The sequence below is a fragment of the Bacillus sp. GW821-FHT01G09 genome (assembly GCF_059422205.1).
Genome location: NZ_JBWKWL010000001.1, coordinates 656,116 through 678,610, shown reverse-complemented (window position 1 = coordinate 678,610; position 22,495 = coordinate 656,116). Strand labels below are relative to the sequence as shown.

22 protein-coding genes are annotated in these 22,495 nt (G+C 46.5%); 12 read left to right on the top strand and 10 right to left on the bottom strand.

The features are described from left to right. Nucleotides 1–2: 2 nt before the first annotated feature. Genes AC07VD_RS03385 through AC07VD_RS03375 form a run of 3 tightly spaced genes read left to right on the top strand, consistent with a single transcriptional unit; the run spans nucleotide 3 to nucleotide 3,001 of the window. On the top strand, nucleotides 3–233 hold the full coding sequence (locus AC07VD_RS03385; protein ID WP_038429796.1) for a hypothetical protein: 231 nt from the start codon (nucleotides 3–5) through the stop codon (nucleotides 231–233). Then, nucleotides 230–1,585, top strand: a complete 1,356-nt coding sequence (locus AC07VD_RS03380; protein WP_494721548.1) for a YncE family protein — start codon at nucleotides 230–232, stop codon at nucleotides 1,583–1,585. Before AC07VD_RS03385 ends, AC07VD_RS03380 begins: the two co-directional genes overlap by 4 nt. 39 nt (nucleotides 1,586–1,624) lie before the next feature. After that, nucleotides 1,625–3,001: a YncE family protein gene (locus AC07VD_RS03375; RefSeq protein WP_494721549.1), complete on the top strand. Its 1,377-nt coding sequence runs from the start codon at nucleotides 1,625–1,627 to the stop codon at nucleotides 2,999–3,001. 5 nt (nucleotides 3,002–3,006) lie between these two features. Here AC07VD_RS03375 and albG read toward each other — a convergent pair whose 3' ends face one another. The 9 genes from albG to sboA are packed head-to-tail and all read right to left on the bottom strand — an operon-like array spanning nucleotide 3,007 to nucleotide 9,944. Continuing rightward, nucleotides 3,007–3,708, bottom strand: a complete 702-nt coding sequence (albG, locus tag AC07VD_RS03370; RefSeq protein ID WP_029726080.1) for an antilisterial bacteriocin subtilosin biosynthesis protein AlbG — start codon at nucleotides 3,706–3,708, stop codon at nucleotides 3,007–3,009. After that, nucleotides 3,705–4,985, bottom strand: a complete 1,281-nt coding sequence (locus AC07VD_RS03365; protein ID WP_494721550.1) for a M16 family metallopeptidase — start codon at nucleotides 4,983–4,985, stop codon at nucleotides 3,705–3,707. The genes albG and AC07VD_RS03365 overlap by 4 nt, the downstream gene beginning before the upstream one ends. Before the next feature lie 4 nt (nucleotides 4,986–4,989). Continuing rightward, nucleotides 4,990–6,150: an antilisterial bacteriocin subtilosin biosynthesis protein AlbE gene (albE, locus tag AC07VD_RS03360; RefSeq protein WP_080262599.1), complete on the bottom strand. Its 1,161-nt coding sequence runs from the start codon at nucleotides 6,148–6,150 to the stop codon at nucleotides 4,990–4,992. Then, a complete protein-coding gene (gene albD / locus AC07VD_RS03355; RefSeq protein ID WP_160832158.1) occupies nucleotides 6,140–7,450 on the bottom strand; it encodes an antilisterial bacteriocin subtilosin biosynthesis protein AlbD in 1,311 nt (436 codons plus the stop codon). Before albD ends, albE begins: the two co-directional genes overlap by 11 nt. Next, the gene (locus tag AC07VD_RS03350) at nucleotides 7,443–8,162 is read right to left on the bottom strand and encodes an ABC transporter ATP-binding protein (protein ID WP_003227564.1); all 720 of its coding nucleotides are present in this window, start codon (nucleotides 8,160–8,162) and stop codon (nucleotides 7,443–7,445) included. Before AC07VD_RS03350 ends, albD begins: the two co-directional genes overlap by 8 nt. After that, a complete protein-coding gene (albB, locus tag AC07VD_RS03345; protein ID WP_003222006.1) occupies nucleotides 8,159–8,320 on the bottom strand; it encodes an antilisterial bacteriocin subtilosin biosynthesis protein AlbB in 162 nt (53 codons plus the stop codon). Before albB ends, AC07VD_RS03350 begins: the two co-directional genes overlap by 4 nt. A gap of 12 nt (nucleotides 8,321–8,332) precedes the next feature. Next, nucleotides 8,333–9,679, bottom strand: coding sequence for a subtilosin maturase AlbA (albA, locus tag AC07VD_RS03340; protein WP_024573031.1), 1,347 nt, complete (start codon nucleotides 9,677–9,679; stop codon nucleotides 8,333–8,335). A gap of 24 nt (nucleotides 9,680–9,703) precedes the next feature. Beyond that, nucleotides 9,704–9,856 (bottom strand): bacteriocin-like protein SboX, encoded by a 153-nt coding sequence (sboX, locus tag AC07VD_RS03335; protein ID WP_010886632.1) that lies wholly within the window; start codon nucleotides 9,854–9,856, stop codon nucleotides 9,704–9,706. Then, nucleotides 9,813–9,944, bottom strand: a complete 132-nt coding sequence (sboA, locus tag AC07VD_RS03330) for a subtilosin A (RefSeq protein ID WP_003222002.1) — start codon at nucleotides 9,942–9,944, stop codon at nucleotides 9,813–9,815. Before sboA ends, sboX begins: the two co-directional genes overlap by 44 nt. A 312-nt stretch (nucleotides 9,945–10,256) precedes the next feature. Between sboA and AC07VD_RS03325 the strand changes: the two genes are divergently transcribed. The 4 genes from AC07VD_RS03325 (at nucleotide 10,257) to fnr (ending at nucleotide 14,489) form a co-directional block, all read left to right on the top strand. Continuing rightward, nucleotides 10,257–10,685 carry a YwiB family protein gene (locus AC07VD_RS03325; protein ID WP_003243604.1) on the top strand — a complete coding sequence of 143 codons (429 nt, stop codon included), beginning with the start codon at nucleotides 10,257–10,259 and terminating at the stop codon, nucleotides 10,683–10,685. Next, complete coding sequence (argS, locus tag AC07VD_RS03320; protein ID WP_003227570.1) at nucleotides 10,682–12,352, top strand: arginine--tRNA ligase; 1,671 nt, start codon at nucleotides 10,682–10,684, stop codon at nucleotides 12,350–12,352. Before AC07VD_RS03325 ends, argS begins: the two co-directional genes overlap by 4 nt. A gap of 134 nt (nucleotides 12,353–12,486) precedes the next feature. Beyond that, nucleotides 12,487–13,674, top strand: a complete 1,188-nt coding sequence (narK, locus tag AC07VD_RS03315; protein WP_014478287.1) for a nitrate transporter NarK — start codon at nucleotides 12,487–12,489, stop codon at nucleotides 13,672–13,674. A 98-nt stretch (nucleotides 13,675–13,772) separates the two neighbouring features. Continuing rightward, nucleotides 13,773–14,489, top strand: coding sequence for a fumarate/nitrate reduction transcriptional regulator Fnr (gene fnr / locus AC07VD_RS03310; protein WP_003227573.1), 717 nt, complete (start codon nucleotides 13,773–13,775; stop codon nucleotides 14,487–14,489). A gap of 30 nt (nucleotides 14,490–14,519) precedes the next feature. On the opposite strand, the gene AC07VD_RS03305 is transcribed toward fnr, so the two are convergent. Next, nucleotides 14,520–15,239: a YwiC-like family protein gene (locus AC07VD_RS03305; RefSeq protein WP_494721551.1), complete on the bottom strand. Its 720-nt coding sequence runs from the start codon at nucleotides 15,237–15,239 to the stop codon at nucleotides 14,520–14,522. 143 nt (nucleotides 15,240–15,382) lie between these two features. On the opposite strand from AC07VD_RS03305, the gene arfM reads away from it, so the two are divergent. The 5 genes from arfM (at nucleotide 15,383) to narI (ending at nucleotide 22,441) form a co-directional block, all read left to right on the top strand. Further along, nucleotides 15,383–15,859 (top strand): Crp/Fnr family transcriptional regulator ArfM, encoded by a 477-nt coding sequence (arfM, locus tag AC07VD_RS03300; protein ID WP_285299344.1) that lies wholly within the window; start codon nucleotides 15,383–15,385, stop codon nucleotides 15,857–15,859. Between the two features lie 194 nt (nucleotides 15,860–16,053). Next, nucleotides 16,054–19,740 carry a nitrate reductase subunit alpha gene (locus AC07VD_RS03295; RefSeq protein ID WP_494721552.1) on the top strand — a complete coding sequence of 1,229 codons (3,687 nt, stop codon included), beginning with the start codon at nucleotides 16,054–16,056 and terminating at the stop codon, nucleotides 19,738–19,740. Next, complete coding sequence (gene narH / locus AC07VD_RS03290) at nucleotides 19,730–21,193, top strand: nitrate reductase subunit beta (protein ID WP_014481212.1); 1,464 nt, start codon at nucleotides 19,730–19,732, stop codon at nucleotides 21,191–21,193. Before AC07VD_RS03295 ends, narH begins: the two co-directional genes overlap by 11 nt. 25 nt (nucleotides 21,194–21,218) lie before the next feature. After that, a complete protein-coding gene (narJ, locus tag AC07VD_RS03285) occupies nucleotides 21,219–21,773 on the top strand; it encodes a nitrate reductase molybdenum cofactor assembly chaperone (protein ID WP_017696266.1) in 555 nt (184 codons plus the stop codon). Further along, nucleotides 21,770–22,441 (top strand): respiratory nitrate reductase subunit gamma, encoded by a 672-nt coding sequence (narI, locus tag AC07VD_RS03280; protein ID WP_024571808.1) that lies wholly within the window; start codon nucleotides 21,770–21,772, stop codon nucleotides 22,439–22,441. The genes narJ and narI overlap by 4 nt, the downstream gene beginning before the upstream one ends. Nucleotides 22,442–22,495 lie beyond the last annotated feature (54 nt).

Sequence of the window (22,495 nt, the reverse complement as noted above, 5' to 3'; positions counted from 1 at the left end):
GTTTGCAAATCCCTCCCTTCATAATTCTATATATGTCATATTTTATCATCAACATTCTTGTGAGAAGCGCAAAAAAACCGCAATTTTTTCTTTCGTTACACCGCATGTTTGGAGATATATTTTCAAAAAGAAGCTTTTACCCTCAGCAATTTGTACAAGCAAACACGTTAACCTTCCATATTCTGTTGTATCTGCGTGAGCAGTGTATGTCTGAAAAGGAAGTGAAGGAATGAGAAAAAACAAGCTTTCCTTTAAAGAAAAAGCAGGAGCAGAACAAGAAGAGTGCTTATGTTTTTGTGAGGGAGAAGCAAGCCGAGAAGCCATGTTTCAAGCACCGATTGAATTACCTGAAGGGTTTGTCGTTGATCCGGCTGAAGCTGTTGCAAACGTGACGTGGAATGCAGACAGCCTTTCTTGTGTCAGTGACCGTTGCTTAATTCAAACGGGGCCTGAGCCTGATGAGGTCGGTGTTCAATTTGCAGTGCGCCTGCAGGGAACCGTTACGCTACTCGTCAGTGTCTCACCTGTGCGAAATCAATATGGACAAGGGGACGGGGCTGTTTCCGTCATTCACAATGCAGAGATCGATCAAGTCGTCTATTATTCCGATGAACCGGATGATTGCCCGGATATCAGTGACATCACGATTGAGAACCTTGTTGTTGTTCCGCCGTTTTACGGCAGTCCTTTATCGGTGACGGGGACGATTGTGCTTGTACCGGAGCCGGAACCCGTCTACGCGTTTACAGCGAATCCAAATGATCAATCAGTTTCTGTGATTGATACAAACACTCATACTGTTGTGACAACGATTGCTCTTCCGTACAATCCGGCAGGTATTGAAATTACCCCAGATAAAAGCGCTGTGTTTCTCTTACATCCCAACAATAATGTGATTTCTGTCATCGATTATGACACATTAACAGTGACAGCATCTATATTGCTGGATCAGCCGCCTCGATTGATTAGATTTATCCCTAATCATGAGTTTGCTTATGTTTTCACCGGTACTGCGGTTTCTGTGATTGGAATTGATACGTTAACTGTGGATAGGTCGATTCCTGTGGAAGGGTATGATGTTGCAATCGATCCCAATGGGTTATTCGCCTATGTTCTTAATTTTGGTATAGTGCAAAAAGTGGACCTAACTACCGGTGAAGTCACAGGAACAATTGAACGAGAGCTTATCGTATCAACCATAGAAACAAATTGGCCGGAGCGGTATGCCTATGTATTAGAACAAGAATTCTTTTTTAATTATTTGACGGTTATTGATTTAAATACGTTTACCATCAGCAGCACCCAAGAGCTGGAGTATGAAGGGGAATATCGAATGTTTACGAGCGGAACAGGTGTGTATTTACATGACGGCTTCACTGGCAATTTATATTCTGTCAGTCCAAATGGAGCAGGCGTTATAGGAAATGTTCCACAGTCGGCAAGAGACTTTGCGTTTACCCCGAATGGCGAGTTTCTGTATGCAACTCATGTCCTAGAACAGAGCATCACTGTTTACAACACGGATGATTACTCCGTGGAGACTGTCATATCTCTTGGGGTTTCACCGGGAGCTATTGCGATTTAATCAACTATGTGTGGTGCATTTCTAAAAGGACGTGAAATCATGAAAAAGAATGATCTTTCTGCTTTACAGGAAAATTGTTTCTGTTTTTGTGATGAGGAAATTAGCCGGGAAGCGCCGTTTCAAGTGCCGATAGATATCCCTGAGGGCTTCAAGGTTGATTCGGCCGAAGCGTCAGCGGCTGTTACATGGAGTACAGACAATTTGTCCTGTATCAGTGAGCCTTGCTTAATCCAGACTGGGTCGGAACCAGAAGATATCGGTGTTCGATATGCCGTGAGAGTACAAGGGGCCATTACGCTTCTTGTCAGTGTGTCGCCTGTGCGAAATCAATATGGACAAGGAGACGGGGCTGTTTCTGTGATTCATACTGAAGAGATTGATCAAGTTGTTTATTATGCAGCACAGTCTGGCCGCTGTCCTGATTTTAGTCAAATGACAGTGGAAGATCTTCTCATCGTGCCGCCTTTCTACGGCAGTCCGCTCACGGTGGCCGGGACACTTGTTTTGCCGCCATCGCCAGACCCTCAATCGTATGTGTTTACTGCCAATACTGGAGACAGCACGGTTTCGGTCATTGATGCAGATTTAAACACTATTGTAAAAACAATCCCGTTTTCTGCTGTGCCAACTAATCTAGGCGTTACTTTCGATAAAGCATTCACGTATATCCTCCATGGGAATACCAACCTTGTCTCAGTGATTGATAATAAAACATTAACCATCATAAATACTATCACTGTTGGAGGAGGGCCGAGAAAGATTGAATTTGATCCAACAGATGAGTTCGCATACGTGATGGCCGCCGGATCTATATATGTGATTAACACGGCCTCTCAATCGGTCATTGATGTCATTCCGATACCCGGCGCTTTAGACTTTGCTCTTGATCCGAATGGACAGTATTTCTATACCGCTAATGGAAGCAGTTGGTCGGTTGATAAATATGATGTAAATACTGGGCAGTTGGTAGAAAGTATCATAGATTCATTTGAATTTCCCAGTTTAATTGCAACTCCTTACGCTGGAAATTTTGCGTACGTGTTGAATGGTGAGCTGTGGCCGAAAGGTGTAACGGAGATTAGATTGTCTCCATTAAGCAGGGGAGGGGACTTCAGCCGTTTATTTGAAACGCTGAGGACGATTGTATTTTCTCTCGATAGCACTAGAGCTTATTTTCTAGAGCCATATAGTGAACCGTTTCTCATTAATAACTTATACGTAGTTAATACGGCCAGACAGAGGATCATTGCAAACGTGTCTCTCCCCGGCGCTTTTGACCTCGCCGTAACGCCGGACAAACAGTATATTTATGCGGCACAGCCCAACGACAATGCTGTGACCGTGTACCGCACAAGTGATTATACAGCCGTGACGGTGATTCCGGTTGGCGCGGGTCCGTCTGCGATTGCGATGTAGCTATTTTATAGATCAAGAGAAGCGGTGCTGCGATAAGAGAATCGTTTATAAATAAATGATCCGATTTGCTGAATGGCAGCCAGGATAATCAGAAACAGCAGTTCACTTATAGAGAAACTGAGCATCCACCAAATCCCGGCTGCTGCCAGCGCTCCCGCAAACACTTTTCTGAACAGGCTGCCGTGCCGGAAAAGCTGCCGCAAATATGTTCGCATGCAAAACAATAAATACAGAATCAGTAGCATCGCAAGTCCCATTGAAAGGGCAGGGGGCGTGTGAAGGCGGAAAGGGACGGCTTTAACGATTTCGAACATGCAGCCGAATATGATGACTTGGCACAACACGGCAGCCATCACGTATGTTTGGCGGACGTTTTTATAGCTGTCACGCAGCGATTTGACGTCTTCTGCATATCGGCTGCACAAGTTGTGTTGCTGAAAGTCACAGCAGCTTTGATGAGACTGTGTGAGTTTCTGAAAAGCTGCTGTCATGTTTTTCACGGATTGGGTGACATAATGAAGATATAGAAAAGCAGGCAGCATCAGGAGGGCAGCGGTACAAGCCAGCAGCCCGAGCCGCACAGCGTCATTGTTGATCATCTGTACATATTGGGCGGCGGCTTCGGCCACGGCCTGAACCCAGCCGAAGGAATAAGCCGCCATACCTATAAGCAGCAATAAAAGGGTAAAGACAGTGTTTTTTTTCATTGTCTGATCGCCTCTTTCTGAGAAACGTGAATGATCGCTTTGTTAGAAGATGCCATTGCATCAATGAGAGACAAGAAAACCTGCGTATCCATATCTTGAATGATGTGGTACATGTCAAGAAACGAGCAATCGCACCTGTCACACTCGGCTGCCCACTCGAAGCATTTACGCACATAATCGCTGTCATAAATGATCGCGTCTGTCAAAGAGTCCTTGCCGTATTGAAGCCAGGCGGCAACCTGTTCTTTCTTCTGTGTAACATAGTATGAAGCCACATCGATATAAGCTGAAGAATGGGTCCCATGACTGTGAAGGATCAAGAAACCGCCATCCTCATATATATAAGTCTCGGCTGACAAGCGATCGATTTCTAGGCGGTACGTTTGCTGAATCTCTTGAAAAAACGGTGAATCTAATTGAAATAGAATACGAGCCGCGATATCCCAATAAAGCTTTATCGTCAACAGATCGTTTTGCCCGGGAAGTGCGCCGATCTGTAATCCGGTCCAGGTATCTTCCATCCGCTCCTCATCACCCAGCACCATTTTTTGTGAGAGGGCTGGAGGGCATGCCGGGATGATTTTTCTTTCAGCATGATAATCCGGACGCTTTTCCAGCTGGAGGTGAGGAGGCAAAAGCGTTTCTGTATTTTCTGAGCCCCCAATCAAAAACAGCGTCATCCGATGGGCTTGATAGGCAGCCTTATAGGCTTTTTGTAAATCACTGATGTCCAGCGCCTCAATATCTTCGATTCTGCCTGCGGGGAAAACGGCAGCTGGTGAGGAGGGAGAAAGCATGCTGATCAGCTGATAATGATATGAGAGCTGATGGTTAAGGTGTGCTGTTTGAATTTCGCTTGTAATCACAGCTTTTTCCTGAGCGACAATCTTCTTGTCAAATGAGTGGTTCCATAAAGCATCAAGCAGGATGGGAATCGTTTGTCTGAGCCGATCCGGTAATGAGGTAAACATGAAATTGGTATCGGTGTAGGTAGTGAATGCGTTTAAAAGCGCGCCATGCGCAAAAAAATCACTGTACAGATTGCGGCCGTTATGCCAGAAGAGAAGATGCTCTAAAAAATGCGCTGTGCCATACGGAAGCAGTGTATCACCGGATTCTGCCCGTATACATACATCCCGGCTTCCAAAATCGATTTTTACATTGCACAGCCGCAGGTGGGCGCGGGGGAATTTCAATCTGAATATTTTTAGTCCGCTGTCTGTGTATCTGATATCGGTTCGTTCATCCAGCTGTTGAAAAAAGGCTTTCTTTTCCATCTCTTCATCCCCTTACTACATGAGCTCCGATATAATTGATGGTCGCTATGAATTGCAATACATCGCGGCATGTAACCGCTGAGATGCCATCCAGCAAGGCTTCTTTCGTGCAGGAGAAGCGGCGTAGGACCCCCATATAGGCCAATAGACCTTCGGGAGAATCGAATTGCAGCAGCAATTCATTGCGTAAAAACTGCTTTGCCTGTTCTAGTTCCCGCTCATCTGTATGAAAAGCTGAGACAGCTTCCAAAACGCGCGGGGGAATGTCTTTCTCATGAAGCTGATCTGTACATATTGAAACAAGCAGCAAATTGTTCATGACATCGTAACGGGTGATAACGTGATAGACTGCCAGATCCTTCTCTCTGAAGTGCTTGAATAAAGCGGAATGGCCGTACTTTCCCAGTAATCCGTCTATTAGCTGTATTTTGATATAATCGCTGGCATCTTTCATCTCTCCGCAGTAAAATCCGAGTGTCAAGACGGAAGGACCTGCAGCGCTGCGTGTCTCTGTTTCAAACACATGCCGGTTTACGGGTATTCTTCCGGACGTTATAGCGGACGTTTGCGGGGCATGTCCCCGAACATCACATGCATGTACTTGTCCCAATATGTTCAGCTGTTTTTGCTGGGACACTAAATCAACGATAAAGTCCGTTGCGTCGAGAAACCGTTTAGGATGAATCGCCTTTATCCTGTCTTTCCGGCCAAACATGCCTGTGCCGTACATCGGGTTTCCAAAGACCTCCTCAGCCAAGCGAGCCGCAGAGTAGGAGAAGGGATCAGTGAATTTCTTTTCGATTTTCAGCAGCAGCTCATTCCTGGCCTTTTCAACTGCTTCGAATGAAAGAGAAGAAGGGAAAGACAAGTCTGCAAAAGTTTTCATCAGGGCGTCAACATGAAGATTCCCGTTATATAATGGGTGAATCAAACGGGTCCCGCAGGTTTTCAGCTGTTGATCAAAAAAGAGATTCGCTGAGTACATGAAACGGCTGCCGGCAGCATAACCAAAAGCGTCAATGATTTGCTCCTTCAGGTATGCGGCGGCGCCGTAAAAATAAATTGTTTCTTCCTCAGGTTCCGCCGCGCTTTCGATCGGTTTCAGAAAGCTCGCGGCGATTGAAATAGTTGAAAATTGATGAGTCTTCAGCAGGTTAACTTCCAAGCCGTTCTCTTTTGCTTGTATCAAAGAAACCACCATCCTGTTTTTGCAGGTAATAGACTATGACCAGACCGGCTATCGGAATGACCGCCAAGGATACAGCGGTGCCGGCTAATGTGGCTAAGAATAGGGGAAGACAAAACAGATAAGACCGATATTTTGAGAAACCGCTCCATAGCTGCTGCTCCGTCTGCCAGCTGAAGGAGGGCCTTTTTTCATCCGCAGTTAACCTGATAAAAGCTCCCGCCAGCAGCAACTCAATGCACTGCAAAAAAGTGAGAACTGAAATCGGACGGCCGCTGATGAAACCCACAATCATCACGACAAGGAGAAATCCGCCTGCCAATAGGCCTGAATAAAAGCGATATTTCGCCCAAAACATCGTTTTCCGCTTGATCGGAAGCGTGATGAGCAGCATCCGGTCATTTTTTTCAATCGAGTACAAAAGGGCGATCGGCGAGCAGATGAGCAAAAGCGCGGAAATCACGATATAAATCACTTGCTGATTAAAGATGCCGGTATTCATCATCTGGAACGAAAAGAAGCCGCTGAACGCCGCCATTACCGCGTAATTTAACAGCATCGCTTTAGAAGAGATAAATCGGTTCCATTCTCTTTTGTAAAACGAAAATTCAGATCGCCGCATAAATGAATGCATCTTGCCCTGCTGCGGAGGTGCCTGCAGAAAGACAGGAAAGTCAATGACCACCGCCCACAGGATATGGACCGCGCAAAGCGGAATCGTGGCGGCCGGCATCAAAGCGGCGCTGAGACATACACAGGCGAATATCGCCACATGCAGCAGAAACATCCAGTTCTTCTTTTTGACGAAGTGGTTGCTTAGCACAACTCCGAAAATAATGGAGTAAACGGTAAAAAACGAAAACCTGCCGAGCCAAAACAATGTCTGCGCCCCTGACAGCGTTCCGTTTCCAAATAAGAACAGCGGTAAAATAAAAAAGAATAAAGTTCTTCTCAAACAGGTATCGACAAACAAAACGACACTCTGGGCGAGCCAAAAGCTCCGTGAAGAAATCGGCAGCAGGCAGCTCAGTTTCATATAAGATTCCTTCCATTGAGATGTCACAGAAAGAAACACCATATATGCGTTCATTAAGAGAAGCGCGAGTATGATATACGTTTTGCGCAACACCGATTCATCAATGCCGGCCTGGCGGATCAGCCCGATTTCAAACACGGCCAGAATGACAAGGCCTGCGGCAATGCGGATGGCGTCCTTTTTCCCTTGCCGGCTGTAAAGCTGTTTGAACAGCAAAGACATGATGGGGATTATGTTATTCATGGCCGATCACCTCGAAAAATTCCCGCCGCAGATCGGTCTCCTCTCCAATCGGAATGACCTTTTGGATCTGTTTGTTGTGAAGAATAGCCGCATAATCACAAAATCTTTGCACGACATCGAGCAGGTGAGAAGAAAACAAAATGGTCCCGCCTGCTTCACAGTACTCGCGCATTTTCTGATAAAAAACCTCTATCGATTCCACATCCAAACCGACGAGCGGCTCATCCAAAATAAATAGGGGAGCGCGCAGCAATAAGCCTGTCATCAATACAACCTTTTGCCTGTTCCCCAAGGACAGCTCCGAAATTCTCCTGTTGATGTATTTTGAAAAATGAAAGGCCTCGGCCAAACTGGCAAACTGCTGCTCTGAAAAATCCTTTTGATAAAGCGAATGGACGAAAGACACATAGTCCTTCGCCGTAATTTCTGTAAATAGCAGCGGATAATCGGCGGCGAAGTAACGGTGAGTCTTCAGCTGATCTGATGTTTTCTGCGGCATGCCGGCCTCCGCTTCAATTCCGCACAGTGTAAAGCGCCCGCTGAAATTGCGGTTCACGCCTGTCAGCGTATTAATCAGTGTCGTTTTTCCGGCGCCGTTTACCCCAAGCAACCCGTAAACGGCGCCTTTTTCTAAATGTAAATCCACTTGTTCTAAGATGACGTTGTCCCGTTCATACCAAACGGATACATCGTGTATATCCAAAATGCTCATCGCGAGTCAGCCTTCCGCGCGCGCATCCCGAACAGAATGGCAATGGCAATGAAAATCAGCGTAAACAGATAATCGCTTTTGACAAAATAGACGACTGCGCCGATGACAAAGATAAATGAAAGGATATACAGTAAAATTCTTCTTTGTGCTGGTGACAAATCGTTTCCCTCCTAAATAAGCTGGACCACGTCTTCTAATTGTTCATTTTTCGCCCAAGAGCAAATGTTTTTTCGGTGATATTTGTTAGAGTTCAGCCCTTTTAAGTAACAGCCTCCGCAATAGCCGCTGAACGGGCATTTGTCTTTCATGCAATGTTCGCTGAACCGCGGCGCTTGCGCTTGCCACAGTTTATGGACGAGAGGGGAGTTAAAGATGCTTTCATAGGAATCATGAAAAATATTTCCCAATGAAAATTCCTTTGGAAAGAGGGCGCAAGGACGTACTTCGCCGAACGGGCTGATCACAATGGACTTCCAGCCAGCGCCGCAATTTGCCGCGCGTTTTCTTTCATAGGGAATAATCGGAATCAGATCTTTAAACTCATCAATCACATTTTGCTCGTATTCCATAAACTTGCGGTGCTGCTCGGCGTCTTTCGTTGGATGGACAATATCCCTGCCTCTTCCGAAATCATCAACCCAATTGTAAGAGAACGCCTTCGCCCCGAGATCCCGAACCTTTTGGGCCATATCGTGGATTTCCCACATGTTTTTTTCGAAGACAGACATGGCGACTCTGACAAATATACCGTGGTCACTCAACAATTTTATCGTTTTACAAGTTTGGGCAAAAGAGCCTTTTCTCCCTCTAAAGGAGTCATGGACCTCGGAATTGACACTATCAAGAGAAATGCCGACGATGATTTTTTGCTTGTAAGTCTTCAAAAGCTCCAGGCTCTCTTTTCGCATGAGTGTTCCGTTTGTTAAGACAGCGACTTTTTTGAACTTTTTACACACATAGTCAAGAATCTCATTGGCGTTTGGATGGACAAAAATTTCTCCACCTGTGATTTCGCATGTCAATACACCGTTATCAAACAGCATATCAGCCGTTTTTTTGAATTGCTCAATCGACACGGTGCCGAGCGCTTCAGGCGAGCTTTCCAAATAACAGTGGGCGCATTTCAAATTACAGCGGTGCGTCAGTTCAAAGGTGGCGTGCAGGGGCATCGGAAATTCATTGCTTCCGCTCGTGGTGATTGTATGGCGGCTGGCCCGGTTTCCAAGCTGGATCACCTGCTTGTTCTGGAGCATGTTGAGCATGTCGTAATACCAATCTTTATGGTCTTCCGGTGATTCATCATACACTGCACATTGCTCAGCTAAAATCTGCTCAGCTGTTTTTTGGCCATCCATGCGCATGCAGAGCTCGTAAGCCGTTTTGTTGAGATCCAAATACTCAAAGTCAGAAATGGAGACATTATCGCGCAAGTAGTCGATTTCTAACACGCCGCCCTCAGGAAGCTGGTGAACTCTTACACTTTCATTAATAAATGGAAACATCTGCTCTATAAACAAAATACCATCCCCTATACATATGATTCAAATGAAAAACGGTTGTGTATGTATATCCAAGAGGTAGATTTTAGTTAAAAATTGTAATTTACTTAAAAAGGGCATAGTAGAATGACTATGCCCTTTTGGGAGATCCTTACCCCCATAGACCGAATAGACCTGTTGCACCGGCAATTTCAAAATCAGGGATAGGACCGTCCACTAGACAAGCGGCTCCGATCGAGCATGTTGCACAACCTTTGTTTTCTACAATGACAGCTTTTTTCATAATTGAATCCTCCCTTTTTTTGTTTTTCTAGCAGATCTATGTTGTACTTTTATCTTAAAACTATCAAATTACTAATTCAATACATATATTTTGAAAAAAATGTGAAAAGGAAATGATAGATTTCGGAAAAATGTAACATTTCCTAAAGGTAATTAGTGATATGATTTTCTCTTCTATATAAGGAAATGCTTTTTATGAGGTTTATCTTCAAATCTGATGAGCAATGATGGTAAGATAGAAGCAGTTGAAGTTTACAAACCGAATGATTATACTATTCAAGTCAAAGTGGAATGATGAAAAGGACGTGTCAGAATGAAGCAAGAGACACCGATAACACTCCATGTGAAGTCTGTGATCGAGGATGACGGAAACCAAGAAGTCATCGAATTCCGCACCACCGGATTTTACTATGTAAAACAAAATAAAGTGTATCTATCTTATTATGAAGAACACGACTTAGGCAAAGTCAAAACGATTGTGAAAGTAAGCGAAGGCGAAGTCCTGGTCATGAGGTCAGGCGCTGTCAAAATGAATCAGCGTTTCGTAACGGGAGCTTCCACAATTGCTAAATATAAAATGTCATTTGGTGAGCTTGAGCTGAAAACAAGCACAAAATCGATTCAATCTGATCTCGATGAAGAAAAAGGCCGTATCAGCATCGCATATGACATGCATGTCGGAGACGAGCAGGAGCATTTACATAATATGACGATCACGTATGAGGGAGGAACTCACGCATGAACATTGCGGAACAAATGAAGGACGTGCTGAAAGAAGAAATCAAAGCGGCCGTTCTGAAAGCGGGACTGGCTGAAGAAAGCCAGATTCCCAATGTTGTTTTAGAAACACCGAAAGATAAAACACACGGCGACTACTCAACGAATATGGCGATGCAGCTGGCAAGAGTGGCAAAAAAAGCGCCGCGTCAAATCGCTGAAGAGATTGTCGCCCATTTTGATAAAGGGAAGGCTTCGATTGAAAAACTGGATATCGCCGGCCCGGGTTTTATCAATTTCTATATGAACAATCAGTATTTAACAAAGCTGATTCCGTCTGTACTGGAAGCAGGGGAAGCATACGGGGAAACGAACATCGGAAACGGTGAACGAGTTCAGGTAGAATTCGTATCAGCGAATCCGACGGGAGACCTTCACCTCGGGCATGCGCGCGGGGCGGCTGTCGGCGATTCCTTGTGCAACGTGCTTTCAAAAGCGGGTTACGATGTAAGCCGCGAATACTACATTAACGATGCGGGAAACCAAATCAACAATCTGGCGCTCTCTGTTGAAGTCCGTTACTTTGAAGCACTCGGATTGGAAAAACCGATGCCGGAGGATGGCTACCGCGGTGAGGATATCATTGCGATCGGAAAGCGTCTCGCTGAGGAATACGGTGATCGTTTCGTTAACGAAGAGGAAAGTGAACGCCTCGCGTTTTTCCGTGAATACGGCCTGAAATACGAGCTGGAAAAGCTTCGCAAGGACTTGGAAAACTTCCGTGTGCCGTTTGATGTGTGGTATTCAGAAACTTCACTGTACCAAAATGGAAAAATTGACAAGGCGCTTGAAGCGCTCCGCGAAAAAGGCCATGTCTATGAAGAAGACGGCGCGACTTGGTTCCGTTCCACGACGTTCGGCGATGATAAAGACCGCGTATTGATCAAGAAGGACGGCACGTACACGTACCTTCTTCCTGATATCGCGTATCATAAGGACAAGCTTGACCGCGGCTTTGATAAGCTGATCAACGTTTGGGGCGCCGATCACCACGGCTACATCCCGCGTATGAAAGCGGCAATCGAAGCGCTGGGCTATGAAAAAGGAACGCTTGAAGTAGAAATCATTCAGCTCGTTCACCTTTACAAAAACGGCGAGAAAATGAAAATGAGCAAACGGACCGGTAAAGCCGTAACGATGCGTGACCTGATTGAAGAAGTCGGCTTGGATGCCGTGCGTTACTTCTTTGCAATGCGAAGTGCAGACACCCATATGGATTTTGACTTAGATCTTGCTGTATCAACATCTAACGAAAACCCTGTGTATTATGCACAATACGCGCATGCACGTATTTGCAGCATGCTTCGCCAAGGGGAAGAGCAGGGACTTAAACCGGCGGCAGATCTTGATTTCAGCCATATTCAATCAGAAAAAGAATACGATCTGCTGAAAACGATCGGCGGCTTCCCAGAGGCAGTGGCGGAAGCAGCGGAAAAACGAATTCCGCACCGTGTCACTAACTATATTTATGATCTGGCTTCTGCTCTGCACAGCTTCTACAACGCAGAGAAAGTCATCGACCCTGAAAATGAAGAGAAAAGCCGCGCGCGCCTGGCTTTAATGAAGGCAACGCAAATTACGCTGAACAATGCGCTTCAGCTGATCGGCGTATCGGCTCCGGAAAAAATGTAATCACGATCAAAAGGACAAAGTCTTCGGGCTTTGTCCTTTTTTATGAGAAAAACGTGTGATGTAATTCACAATCCTGTTTGGCGAGTTTTTGTATGATAAGACTGATTATTGAATCATTGAAAGGGGCAAGCCAAATGATCAACCGTCAACACATTCAATTATCGTTACAGTCATTAAGCTTGGTGGCAGGGTTTATGGTTTGGGTGCTGATTTCATCACTCATATCCCAAATCACATTAGATATTCATTTAAGCAAGGGTGAGATTTCTTTGGTGACGGCGATTCCTGTGATCCTCGGGTCGCTTCTCCGCATTCCTTTAGGGTATTTAACGAACAGGTTTGGCGCGCGGCTCATGTTTATGGTCAGCTTCATCCTGCTTTTATTTCCTGTATTTTGGATCAGTATCGCGGATTCTCTGTTTGATTTAATCGCAGGCGGCTTTTTCTTAGGGATCGGGGGAGCGGTGTTTTCCATTGGGGTGACCTCCCTCCCGAAATATTATCCGAAAGAAAAGCACGGTGTCGTCAATGGGATTTACGGTGCAGGAAATATCGGGACAGCCGTTACGACATTTGCAGCGCCGGTTATCGCTCAAGCTGTCGGGTGGAAATCAACCGTGCAGATGTATCTGGTTTTGCTGGCTGTCTTTGCCTTACTGCACGTTTTGTTCGGTGACAGGCATGAGAAGAAGGTCAAAGTTTCTGTTAAGACTCAAATCAAAGCCGTTTACCGAAATCATGTGCTATGGTTTCTGAGCCTGTTTTATTTTATTACGTTCGGTGCCTTTGTCGCCTTCACTATCTATCTGCCGAACTTTCTGGTGGAGCATTTTGGGCTGAATCCTGCAGATGCCGGCTTGCGGACGGCTGGCTTTATTGCGGTTTCTACGCTGCTCAGGCCTGCAGGCGGATTCCTGGCTGATAAAATGAGCCCGCTCCGCATCTTGATGTTTGTTTTTGCCGGGCTTACATTATCAGGCATTATCCTATCATTCTCGCCGACAATCGGCCTTTATACGTTTGGATCATTAACCGTGGCCGTCTGCTCAGGCATAGGAAACGGGACTGTTTTTAAACTGGTGCCTTTCTATTTTTCGAAGCAAGCGGGGATTGCCAATGGGATTGTGTCTGCCATGGGCGGATTAGGCGGCTTTTTTCCTCCGCTCATATTGGCGAGTGTGTTTCAGGCAACAGGCCAGTACGCGATCGGGTTTATGGCGCTTTCAGAGGTGGCGTTAGCCAGTTTTGTCCTTGTCATATGGATGTATTGGCAGGAAAGAATGAAAACACACACGGAGAGAAACAGCCAGAGCATCAACTAACACTGGGGCATTCACAAGATTGTTAGTTTTTTCTCGATGGGTACAAATCAATTCACGTTACAATAAACACACAACGTGACTTTCTTCGAGGTGAGCTCATGAATTTTCTCTCTGTTCGACCATCTGATAGTGATCTTATATCCAGCGATCTGCATGAATTGCTGGAATCGATCAGCACGAAAAGAAAAATGGAAAAACACACGTATTTGTTTCGAGAAGGAATGGATGCAGAAGAGCTTTATCTGATTCAATCAGGACTCATTGAAATCGGCAAGCTGACATCTGACGGAAAAGACCTGACGCTTAGAATCTGCCAAAAGCATGATATCGTCGGTGAATTAACACTTTTCACTGAAGAACCAAGGTATATGCTCAGTGCAAAAGTGCTAGAGGATGGCGAGGTGCTCGTCATTAATAAAAATAAGCTGGAAAAAGAATTAATCCAAAACGGCGCTTTGACATTTGAGTTCATGAAATGGATGAGCACGCACCTCCGGAAGATTCAGTCCAAAATCAGGGATCTGCTTCTTCATGGCAAAAAGGGGGCGCTCTATTCTACCCTTATCCGCTTATCAAACAGCTACGGAGTGGAGCGAAGCGACGGCATTCTGATTAACATTGTCCTGACAAATCAGGATTTGGCAAAGTTTTGCGCGGCTGCACGGGAAAGCGTCAATCGTATGCTCGGAGATCTCCGCAAAAAAGGGGTTATTTCGATAGACGAATCCGGAAAAATTATTTTGCACAAGCGGGACTATTTACGATGTGAGATTGAGTGTGAAAATTGCCCGCTGGAGATTTGCAATATTGACTGAAAAAACAAGGACAGTGATGTCCTTGTTTTTTTACCTTGTGATAAACAGGCACATGACGGCAAGAAAGAAGCAGGCATTCACGATTTCCAGAATGCCAATCGTTTTCACGGGCCAATCCCTTCCATGAAAAAACCATGCCCGCAAGCTGCTCGGGATAAAAGCGAGAAACGCCCATCCTGCTCCGAAAAGAGCGGATAAAAAGGGGAGCAGCAGGTGATACCCCCATGACCAGTATGCAAATGCCCTGTTCTTTCTTTCACGAATCACCGATTTCACATAAAAGGAACTCCCGATAAAAAATAAAGCAGACTGCAAGAAAATAAACCAAGCCCAGCCGTCAAGGGTTCCCATCCCCAGCCAGCAGCTCGCAAACCCGCCCGAACAAAAGAACAAGACACCTGCAACATCATTCAATAAGGCTCGTTCGTTTTTTCTGCGGGCAAAATACATATGTATGAGAAACAGCGGCAGTAAAGAAACGCCCACCCAGATGAGAGGCGGCTTATGAAAGACCGAGATCATCAAAAAGCAGCAGGCGGGAAAACCGTAATAACACATCCACTTTTGATATGGTTTGCTTTGTTTCTTTTTTAAGGCAAGCGTAACGGGATAAACCGCTAAGTATAGGAAAAGCCAGCCAAGGAAGAGCGGAATATGCCAAATAACGGGGCCTCCCTTGACCATGCCGAGTAAAAATGGGATCAGCAGCATCGCCCACGCGCCGTGCTGCTTCGAAATCAGCGCCTTCATCGAAATCCTCCTTTTTTCTTTCATTATAAATGCAGTCACCCTCCTGATAAGTGACATTCATCATACAGGCTGTGAAATACATCACTGCTGTACAGGCTCGATCGAGCTACACTAAAGCTATCCTTAGCACAGGAGGTTTTCCTATGAATCAGTGTGACTATTTATTATTTCTGAAACAACTTCCTATGTTTAATGAAGTGCCTCTATCCATTGTCGAAACCTTGCTGAAAAACGGCACGTTTATCCGCGGCTCATGTGATCAGTCTCCATCTTTTCTTCATTCTCAATCTGTTTATATTGTATTAAAAGGCAGTGTCCGTTTTATGGACACAAGGCTCCCTGAAGGGTCGAAAACCGTTGCGCTGTGGGAAAAAGGCGATGTGTTTCCGATTGATGAAAAAGGCGGGCTTTATTTATCGCCCTTTATCTCAGTCAATGCCACTTCAGACATTCTGATTCTCAATATCCCATATTACATATTTAAGAAAATGATGTCTTATCATCCGCAGCTGCAAATGAACTTTTTGGCTATGCTTCAGCAAAATGTTTTTTGTTCCTATCAATTATTTTTGCGGTATCTGTATACATCACAGGATGAAAACGCTGAGCCCGGTTCTTAAATAGAGCCGGTTTTTTTGATCTTTGAATAAAAGGCAGCTAATAACCCAAGCGTCCTGCCTGAACGCAGCCTTCCTTCTCCTTTGTGTGAACATTTTGTGAAAAAAGCAGAGTGTGTGACATAGTTCACAAGGAAACACGCTGTCTCTGTTTATAGTGAACTTAGCATCACCTGACTCGGAAGGAGTGAACTCTCATGAAGAAAAAGAAAATGAGTCCGTTGTTTAGGAGATTGAATTATTTCTCTCCTATCGAACACCATTCAAATAAACATAGCCAAACTACCCGCGAGGATCGCGATTGGGAGAATGTATACAGAAACAGATGGCAGTACGACAAAGTCGTTCGCTCCACCCACGGCGTCAACTGTACAGGGTCTTGCAGCTGGAATATTTATGTGAAAAACGGAATTGTCACGTGGGAAGGGCAAAATTTGAATTATCCATCAACAGGCCCGGATATGCCTGATTTTGAACCGAGAGGCTGCCCGCGGGGGGCCAGTTTTTCATGGTATATCTACAGCCCGCTCCGTGTGAAATATCCATACGTGCGCGGTGTGCTGATCAATTTGTGGCGGGAGGCATTGCAGACGCATCAAAATCCATTGGAAGCCTGGAAATCGATCGTCGAAAACCCTGAAAAAGCGAAGTCCTATAAACAGGCGAGAGGGAAAGGCGGTTTTGTGCGCGCTGAATGGCCGGAGGTGCTGAAGCTGATTTCAGCCTCTCTGCTGTATACAGTGATGAAATACGGGCCTGACCGAAACGTCGGTTTTTCTCCGATTCCGGCCATGTCCATGATCAGCCACGCATCAGGCTCCCGGTTTATGTCGTTAATCGGAGGCCCTATGCTCAGTTTTTATGACTGGTATGCGGATCTTCCTCCAGCATCCCCGCAAATTTGGGGTGACCAGACGGACGTTCCGGAAAGCAGTGATTGGTACAATTCCGGCTATATTATCACATGGGGCTCCAACGTTCCGTTAACGAGAACGCCTGACGCGCATTTTTTGGCGGAGGCCCGCTATAAAGGCGCTAAGGTCATTTCGATCAGTCCAGATTTTGCGGAATCCTCAAAGTTCGCGGATGACTGGCTGAGTATTCGCCAAGGGACTGACGGGGCGCTTGCGATGGCGATGGGTCACGTTATTCTGCAGGAATTTTACGTGAACCAAGAAACTGAACGTTTTATTGAGTACGCGAAGCAATACACTGATTTTCCATTTCTCGTCACTCTGTCAAAAGAAAATGGCGTATACACAGCGGGACGGTTTCTGCATGCGAAGGACATCGGGCGGCAGACAAAGCATGATCAGTGGAAGCCTGCGGTTTGGGATGAACAGACAAGTTCATTTGCCATACCCCAAGGGACAATGGGCTCGCGCTGGGACGGGCAGCAGAAATGGAACCTGCACATGATTGATGAAGAAACCGGGGAACCGATTGAACCCCGTCTCTCTGTTCTGGGAATAGAGGACGAGATCGGCACGGTGCGCATCCCGTATTTTTCAAATGACGGAAACAAAGTGCTCGAGCGGGATCTTCCTATTAAAAAAATGAACCTGAACGGTGAAGAAACGTACATCACGACCGTGTTTGACTTGATACTGGCTAACTACGGCGTGAACCGGGGCATCGGCGAACGATCGGCTGTCTCCTATGATGATCCTGAGCCGTTTACGCCTGCCTGGCAGGAACAAATGACAGGAATCAAAAAAGAAGCTGTCGTTAAGATTGCCAGAGAGTTTGCCCAAAATGCGATCGATACAGACGGCCGGTCCATGATTATCGTAGGGGCCGGCATTAACCACTGGTTCAACTCCGACACGATCTACCGAGCGGTGTTAAATCTTGTTTTACTTGTAGGCGCCCAAGGCGTAAACGGCGGAGGCTGGGCCCATTATGTGGGGCAGGAAAAGCTCCGACCTGCTGAAGGGTGGCAGACGATTGCAACTGCAAAGGACTGGGAAGGCGTGCCCAAGCTGCAAAATGGCACCTCATTTTTCTACTTTGCGACAGATCAGTGGCGTTATGAGGACCAGCCGATCAGTGATTTGGCATCACCGATTGCTGCGTCATCCCGCTACAAGCACCACGCTGATTACAATGTGCTGGCCGCGCGGCTGGGGTGGCTTCCGTCTTACCCGACTTTCAATCAAAATGGCATCGATCTGTATAAAGAAGCTGAAAAAGCAGGGGCAGCAACACCTGAAGACGTTGGTGCGTACGTGGCCTCACAGCTCCAAAAGAGAAAACTGAAATTCGCGATTGAAGATCCTGACAATGAAGTGAATTTCCCAAGAAATCTCTTCGTATGGCGGGCAAATCTGATCTCAAGCTCAGGAAAAGGGCATGAATATTTTCTCAAGCATTTGTTAGGGACGACGAACGGCTTGATGAATGACGACAGCGACAGCATCCGCCCTGAAGAAATCAAATGGCGGGAGCAGGCGCCGGAAGGAAAGCTCGACTTGTTAATCAATCTTGACTTCCGAATGGCCGGTACGGCGCTGTATTCCGATATCGTGCTGCCGGCGGCGACATGGTATGAAAAACACGATCTCAGCAGCACGGATATGCACCCGTTCATTCATCCTTTTGCTCCTGCGATCTCGGCTCCGTGGGAATCGAAGTCAGACTGGGATATTTTCAAGGCGCTGTCAAAAGCCGTTTCCGATCTGGCAGAAGAAGTCGATATGGAGCCCGTGAAAGAAGTGGTTGCGACGCCGCTCCTCCACGACACCATGCAGGAATTGGCCCAGCCATTCGGCAAAATCAATGACTGGAGCAAAGGCGAATGTGAAGCCATTCCGGGAAAAACGATGCCGAACATCCAAGTCGTTGAACGGGATTACAAACACATTTTTCATAAAATGACTGCACTTGGTCCGAACGTTGCTTTAAAGCCGAGCGGAACAAAAGGGATGAGCTGGTCAATAGCCGATGAATATGAATCACTCAAACAGAGATTGGGAGAAATCACCTCGGACAGTGTCGCAAAGGGATGTCCAAATATAAGTGAAGCAAAGCAGGCAGCAGAAGCGATTTTAACCCTATCATCCACTTCGAATGGAAAGGTCGCCGTCAAAGCATGGGAATCACTTGAAAACATCACGAACCTGAAACTGAAAGACCTGGCGGAAGAACGCGAGGAAGAATGCTTTACGTTCGAACAAATTACAGCCCAGCCGAAAACGGTGATCACGTCTCCAGCGTTTTCAGGCTCTGAAAAAGGAGGGCGCAGGTATTCGCCGTTTACGACAAATGTTGAAAAATTAATCCCGTGGCGGACGCTGACAGGCAGACAATCCTATTATGTCGATCATGAACTGATGATGGAATTCGGTGAAACGATGGCGACATTCAAACCGATCCTCCAGCATCGCCCGTTTCTGAGCAAGCGGCCTGATCAAGAGGGAAAAGAAATCGTCCTCAATTATTTGACGCCGCATAATAAATGGTCTGTCCACAGCATGTATTTTGATTCTCTGCCGATGCTGACGCTGTTCCGCGGCGGGCCGACCGTGTGGATGAATAAAGATGATGCAGAGGACACGGATATCAAAGACAACGATTGGATTGAATGCTTTAACCGAAACGGTGTTGTCGTCGCGAGAGCGGTTTTGTCTCATCGGATTCCTAAAGGAATGGCGTTTATGCATCATGCCCAGGACCGCCACATCAACGTGCCCGGCACAAAGCTAACGAATAACCGCGGAGGCACCCATAACAGCCCGACAAGGATTCACGTCAAGCCGACCCAGATGATCGGGGGCTATGCCCAGCTCAGCTACGGCTTTAATTATTACGGTCCAACGGGGAATCAGCGCGACCTGAACGTCGTCATCCGCAAGCTGAAGGAGGTCGATTGGCTTGAAGATTAAAGCGCAAATCGGTATGGTCATGAACTTGGATAAATGCATCGGCTGCCACACGTGCAGCGTCACCTGCAAAAACACGTGGACAAACCGTTCCGGTGCGGAATATATGTACTTCAATAATGTAGAAACAAAGCCGGGCATCGGCTACCCGAAGCAATGGGAGGACCAGGACAAATATAAAGGCGGCTGGACATTGAAAAAAGGAAAGCTCGAGCTGAAATCGGGCTCGAAAACCAATCGGCTTGCAGGCCTTTTCTATAATCCGAATCAGCCGTCGATTGATGATTACTATGAACCTTGGAACTATGATTATGAAACATTAACGAACAGCCCGCAGAAAAAACACCAGCCGGTTGCACGCCCGAAATCGTCCTTGACGGGGGATTTCATGAATATCGAATGGGGACCGAACTGGGAGGATGATCTCGCGGGCGGCCACATAACGGGACTTGAAGATCCCAACGTACAAAAGATGGAGGAATCGATCAAAACAGAATTCGATGAGGTTTTTATGATGTATTTGCCCCGTATTTGCGAGCACTGCATCAACCCGGCGTGCGTCTCATCCTGTCCATCCGGCGCCATGTACAAACGCGAGGAGGACGGCATTGTGCTTGTGGATCAAAACGCATGCCGTTCATGGAGATATTGCGTCTCATCCTGTCCTTATAAAAAAGTCTATTTTAACTGGCAAACGAACAAAGCGGAAAAATGCACACTCTGCTTTCCGCGTTTGGAGGCGGGACTGCCAACCATCTGCTCTGAGACGTGTGTTGGCAGAATCCGCTACCTCGGCGTCATGCTGTATGACGCGGACAAAGTGGAGGAAGCGGCATCTGTTGAAAATGAAAAGGATCTCTACCATTCCCAATTGGACGTTTTTCTTGATCCGAATGATCCTGAGGTTGCCAAACTGGCAAAAGAACAAGGCATTCCGGCTGAATGGATAGAGGCTGCGCAGCAATCGCCGATTTATAAAATGATCATTGACTGGAAGATTGCGCTGCCGCTTCATCCTGAGTACCGCACCCTGCCAATGGTGTGGTACATTCCGCCGCTCAGCCCGATTATGAATCTCTTTGAAGGAAAAGGCAGCCGGCAATCCGCGGAAGATATTTTTCCGGCTATCGACCAAATGAGAATCCCGATAGATTATTTGGCGCAGCTGTTAACAGCCGGTGATACGGATCATATTCGGTCAACGTTGAAGAAAATGTCTGTCATGCGCCAGTATATGAGAGCGATCCAGACGAATAAATCAATCGACCCGGAACTGATCTCCAGTGTCGGCTTAACAGAACAGCAAATTGAAGATATGTATCGGCTGCTTGCGATTGCCAAATATGATGACCGCTTTGTGATACCGAGCAGTCATCGAGAAGAAGTTTCAGATTTATATGCTGAACAAGGGAGCTGCGGCTTATCATTTTCAGGCGGCCCCGGCTCCTGTTTCTAACTTTTGATAAATGAGGTGTAACAAGATGAACACCACAGACCGGCAAATGACGTTCTCCGCTCTTTCCACTCTTCTCTCTTATCCGGATGAAGAGTGGAGAGCCGAGATTCCCGATTGGAAGGCTCTTATCCATGAAATCAGCAACCGGCAAATCCGGGAGAAGCTGCTGCACTTTTTCGAAGCGTCAGCCAGCTTTTCACCGGAAGCGCTGATTGAACACTATGTCTATACATTCGACTTTGGGAAAAAAACAAATATGTATGTCACCTACTTTAACTCGGGCGAGCAAAGGGAACGCGGCGTTGAATTGCTGCATTTAAAAAACACATACGAGCAATCCGGTTTCCTGCCGACAGAGAAAGAGCTGCCTGATTATCTGCCGCTGATGCTGGAATTTGCTGCGGCTGCAGAAATTGAAGCAGCGAGAAGCGTGTTTGAGAAATATCTGTCCAATGTGAGGGAGCTGGCATCCCGTCTCGAAAAAAATGACAGTATATACGCTGAACTGCTGCACGTGCTGCTGGCAGCGCTTGAAAACATTGGCGTACGTGAAAGCGTTGAAGGGGCTGTTCAGGCATGAGCGGGCAGATCCTCTGGGGTATTATGCCATACATTGTATTGACAATCTTTATCGGCGGCCATATTTACCGCTACCAGCATGACCAATTTGGCTGGACGGCGAAATCAAGCGAGCTGTTAGAAAAGAAAAAACTCGCCGCGGGCAGCACACTTTTTCACTGGGGACTGCTGTGCGTTGTCGGCGGGCATGTCATGGGGATTCTGATCCCGGAAGGCGTGTATGCTTCCCTTGGCATTTCAGAGCATATGTATCACAAAATGGCGATTGGCGCTGGCTTGCCGGCGGGCATTGCGGCATGTACCGGACTTGTCATCCTGACGTACAGAAGGCTGTTTGACAAAAGGATCCGCAAAACCAGCTCGCCATCAGATATCCTTACGCTCCTCCTGCTGCTGTTCATGATGCTGTCAGGCGTTGCGGCCACGTTTCTCAACATTGATTCGAAAGGCTTCGATTACCGGACAACAGTCGGACCGTGGTTCAGGGAAATCGCTTTGTTCCGGCCTGACCCCTCGTTGATGGAGAGTGTCCCGCTATGGTTTAAGTTTCATATTGTAATAGGATACGTCGTTTTTATCCTGTGGCCGTTTACAAGATTGGTTCATGTGTTCAGTCTGCCGCTCAAGTATCTGACCCGCAGCTACGTTGTATATCGGAAACGCTCGTGAAAATCCCCCTTGCAAGAGGGGGATTTTTTTATCTTGATGGAAACATAAGATATT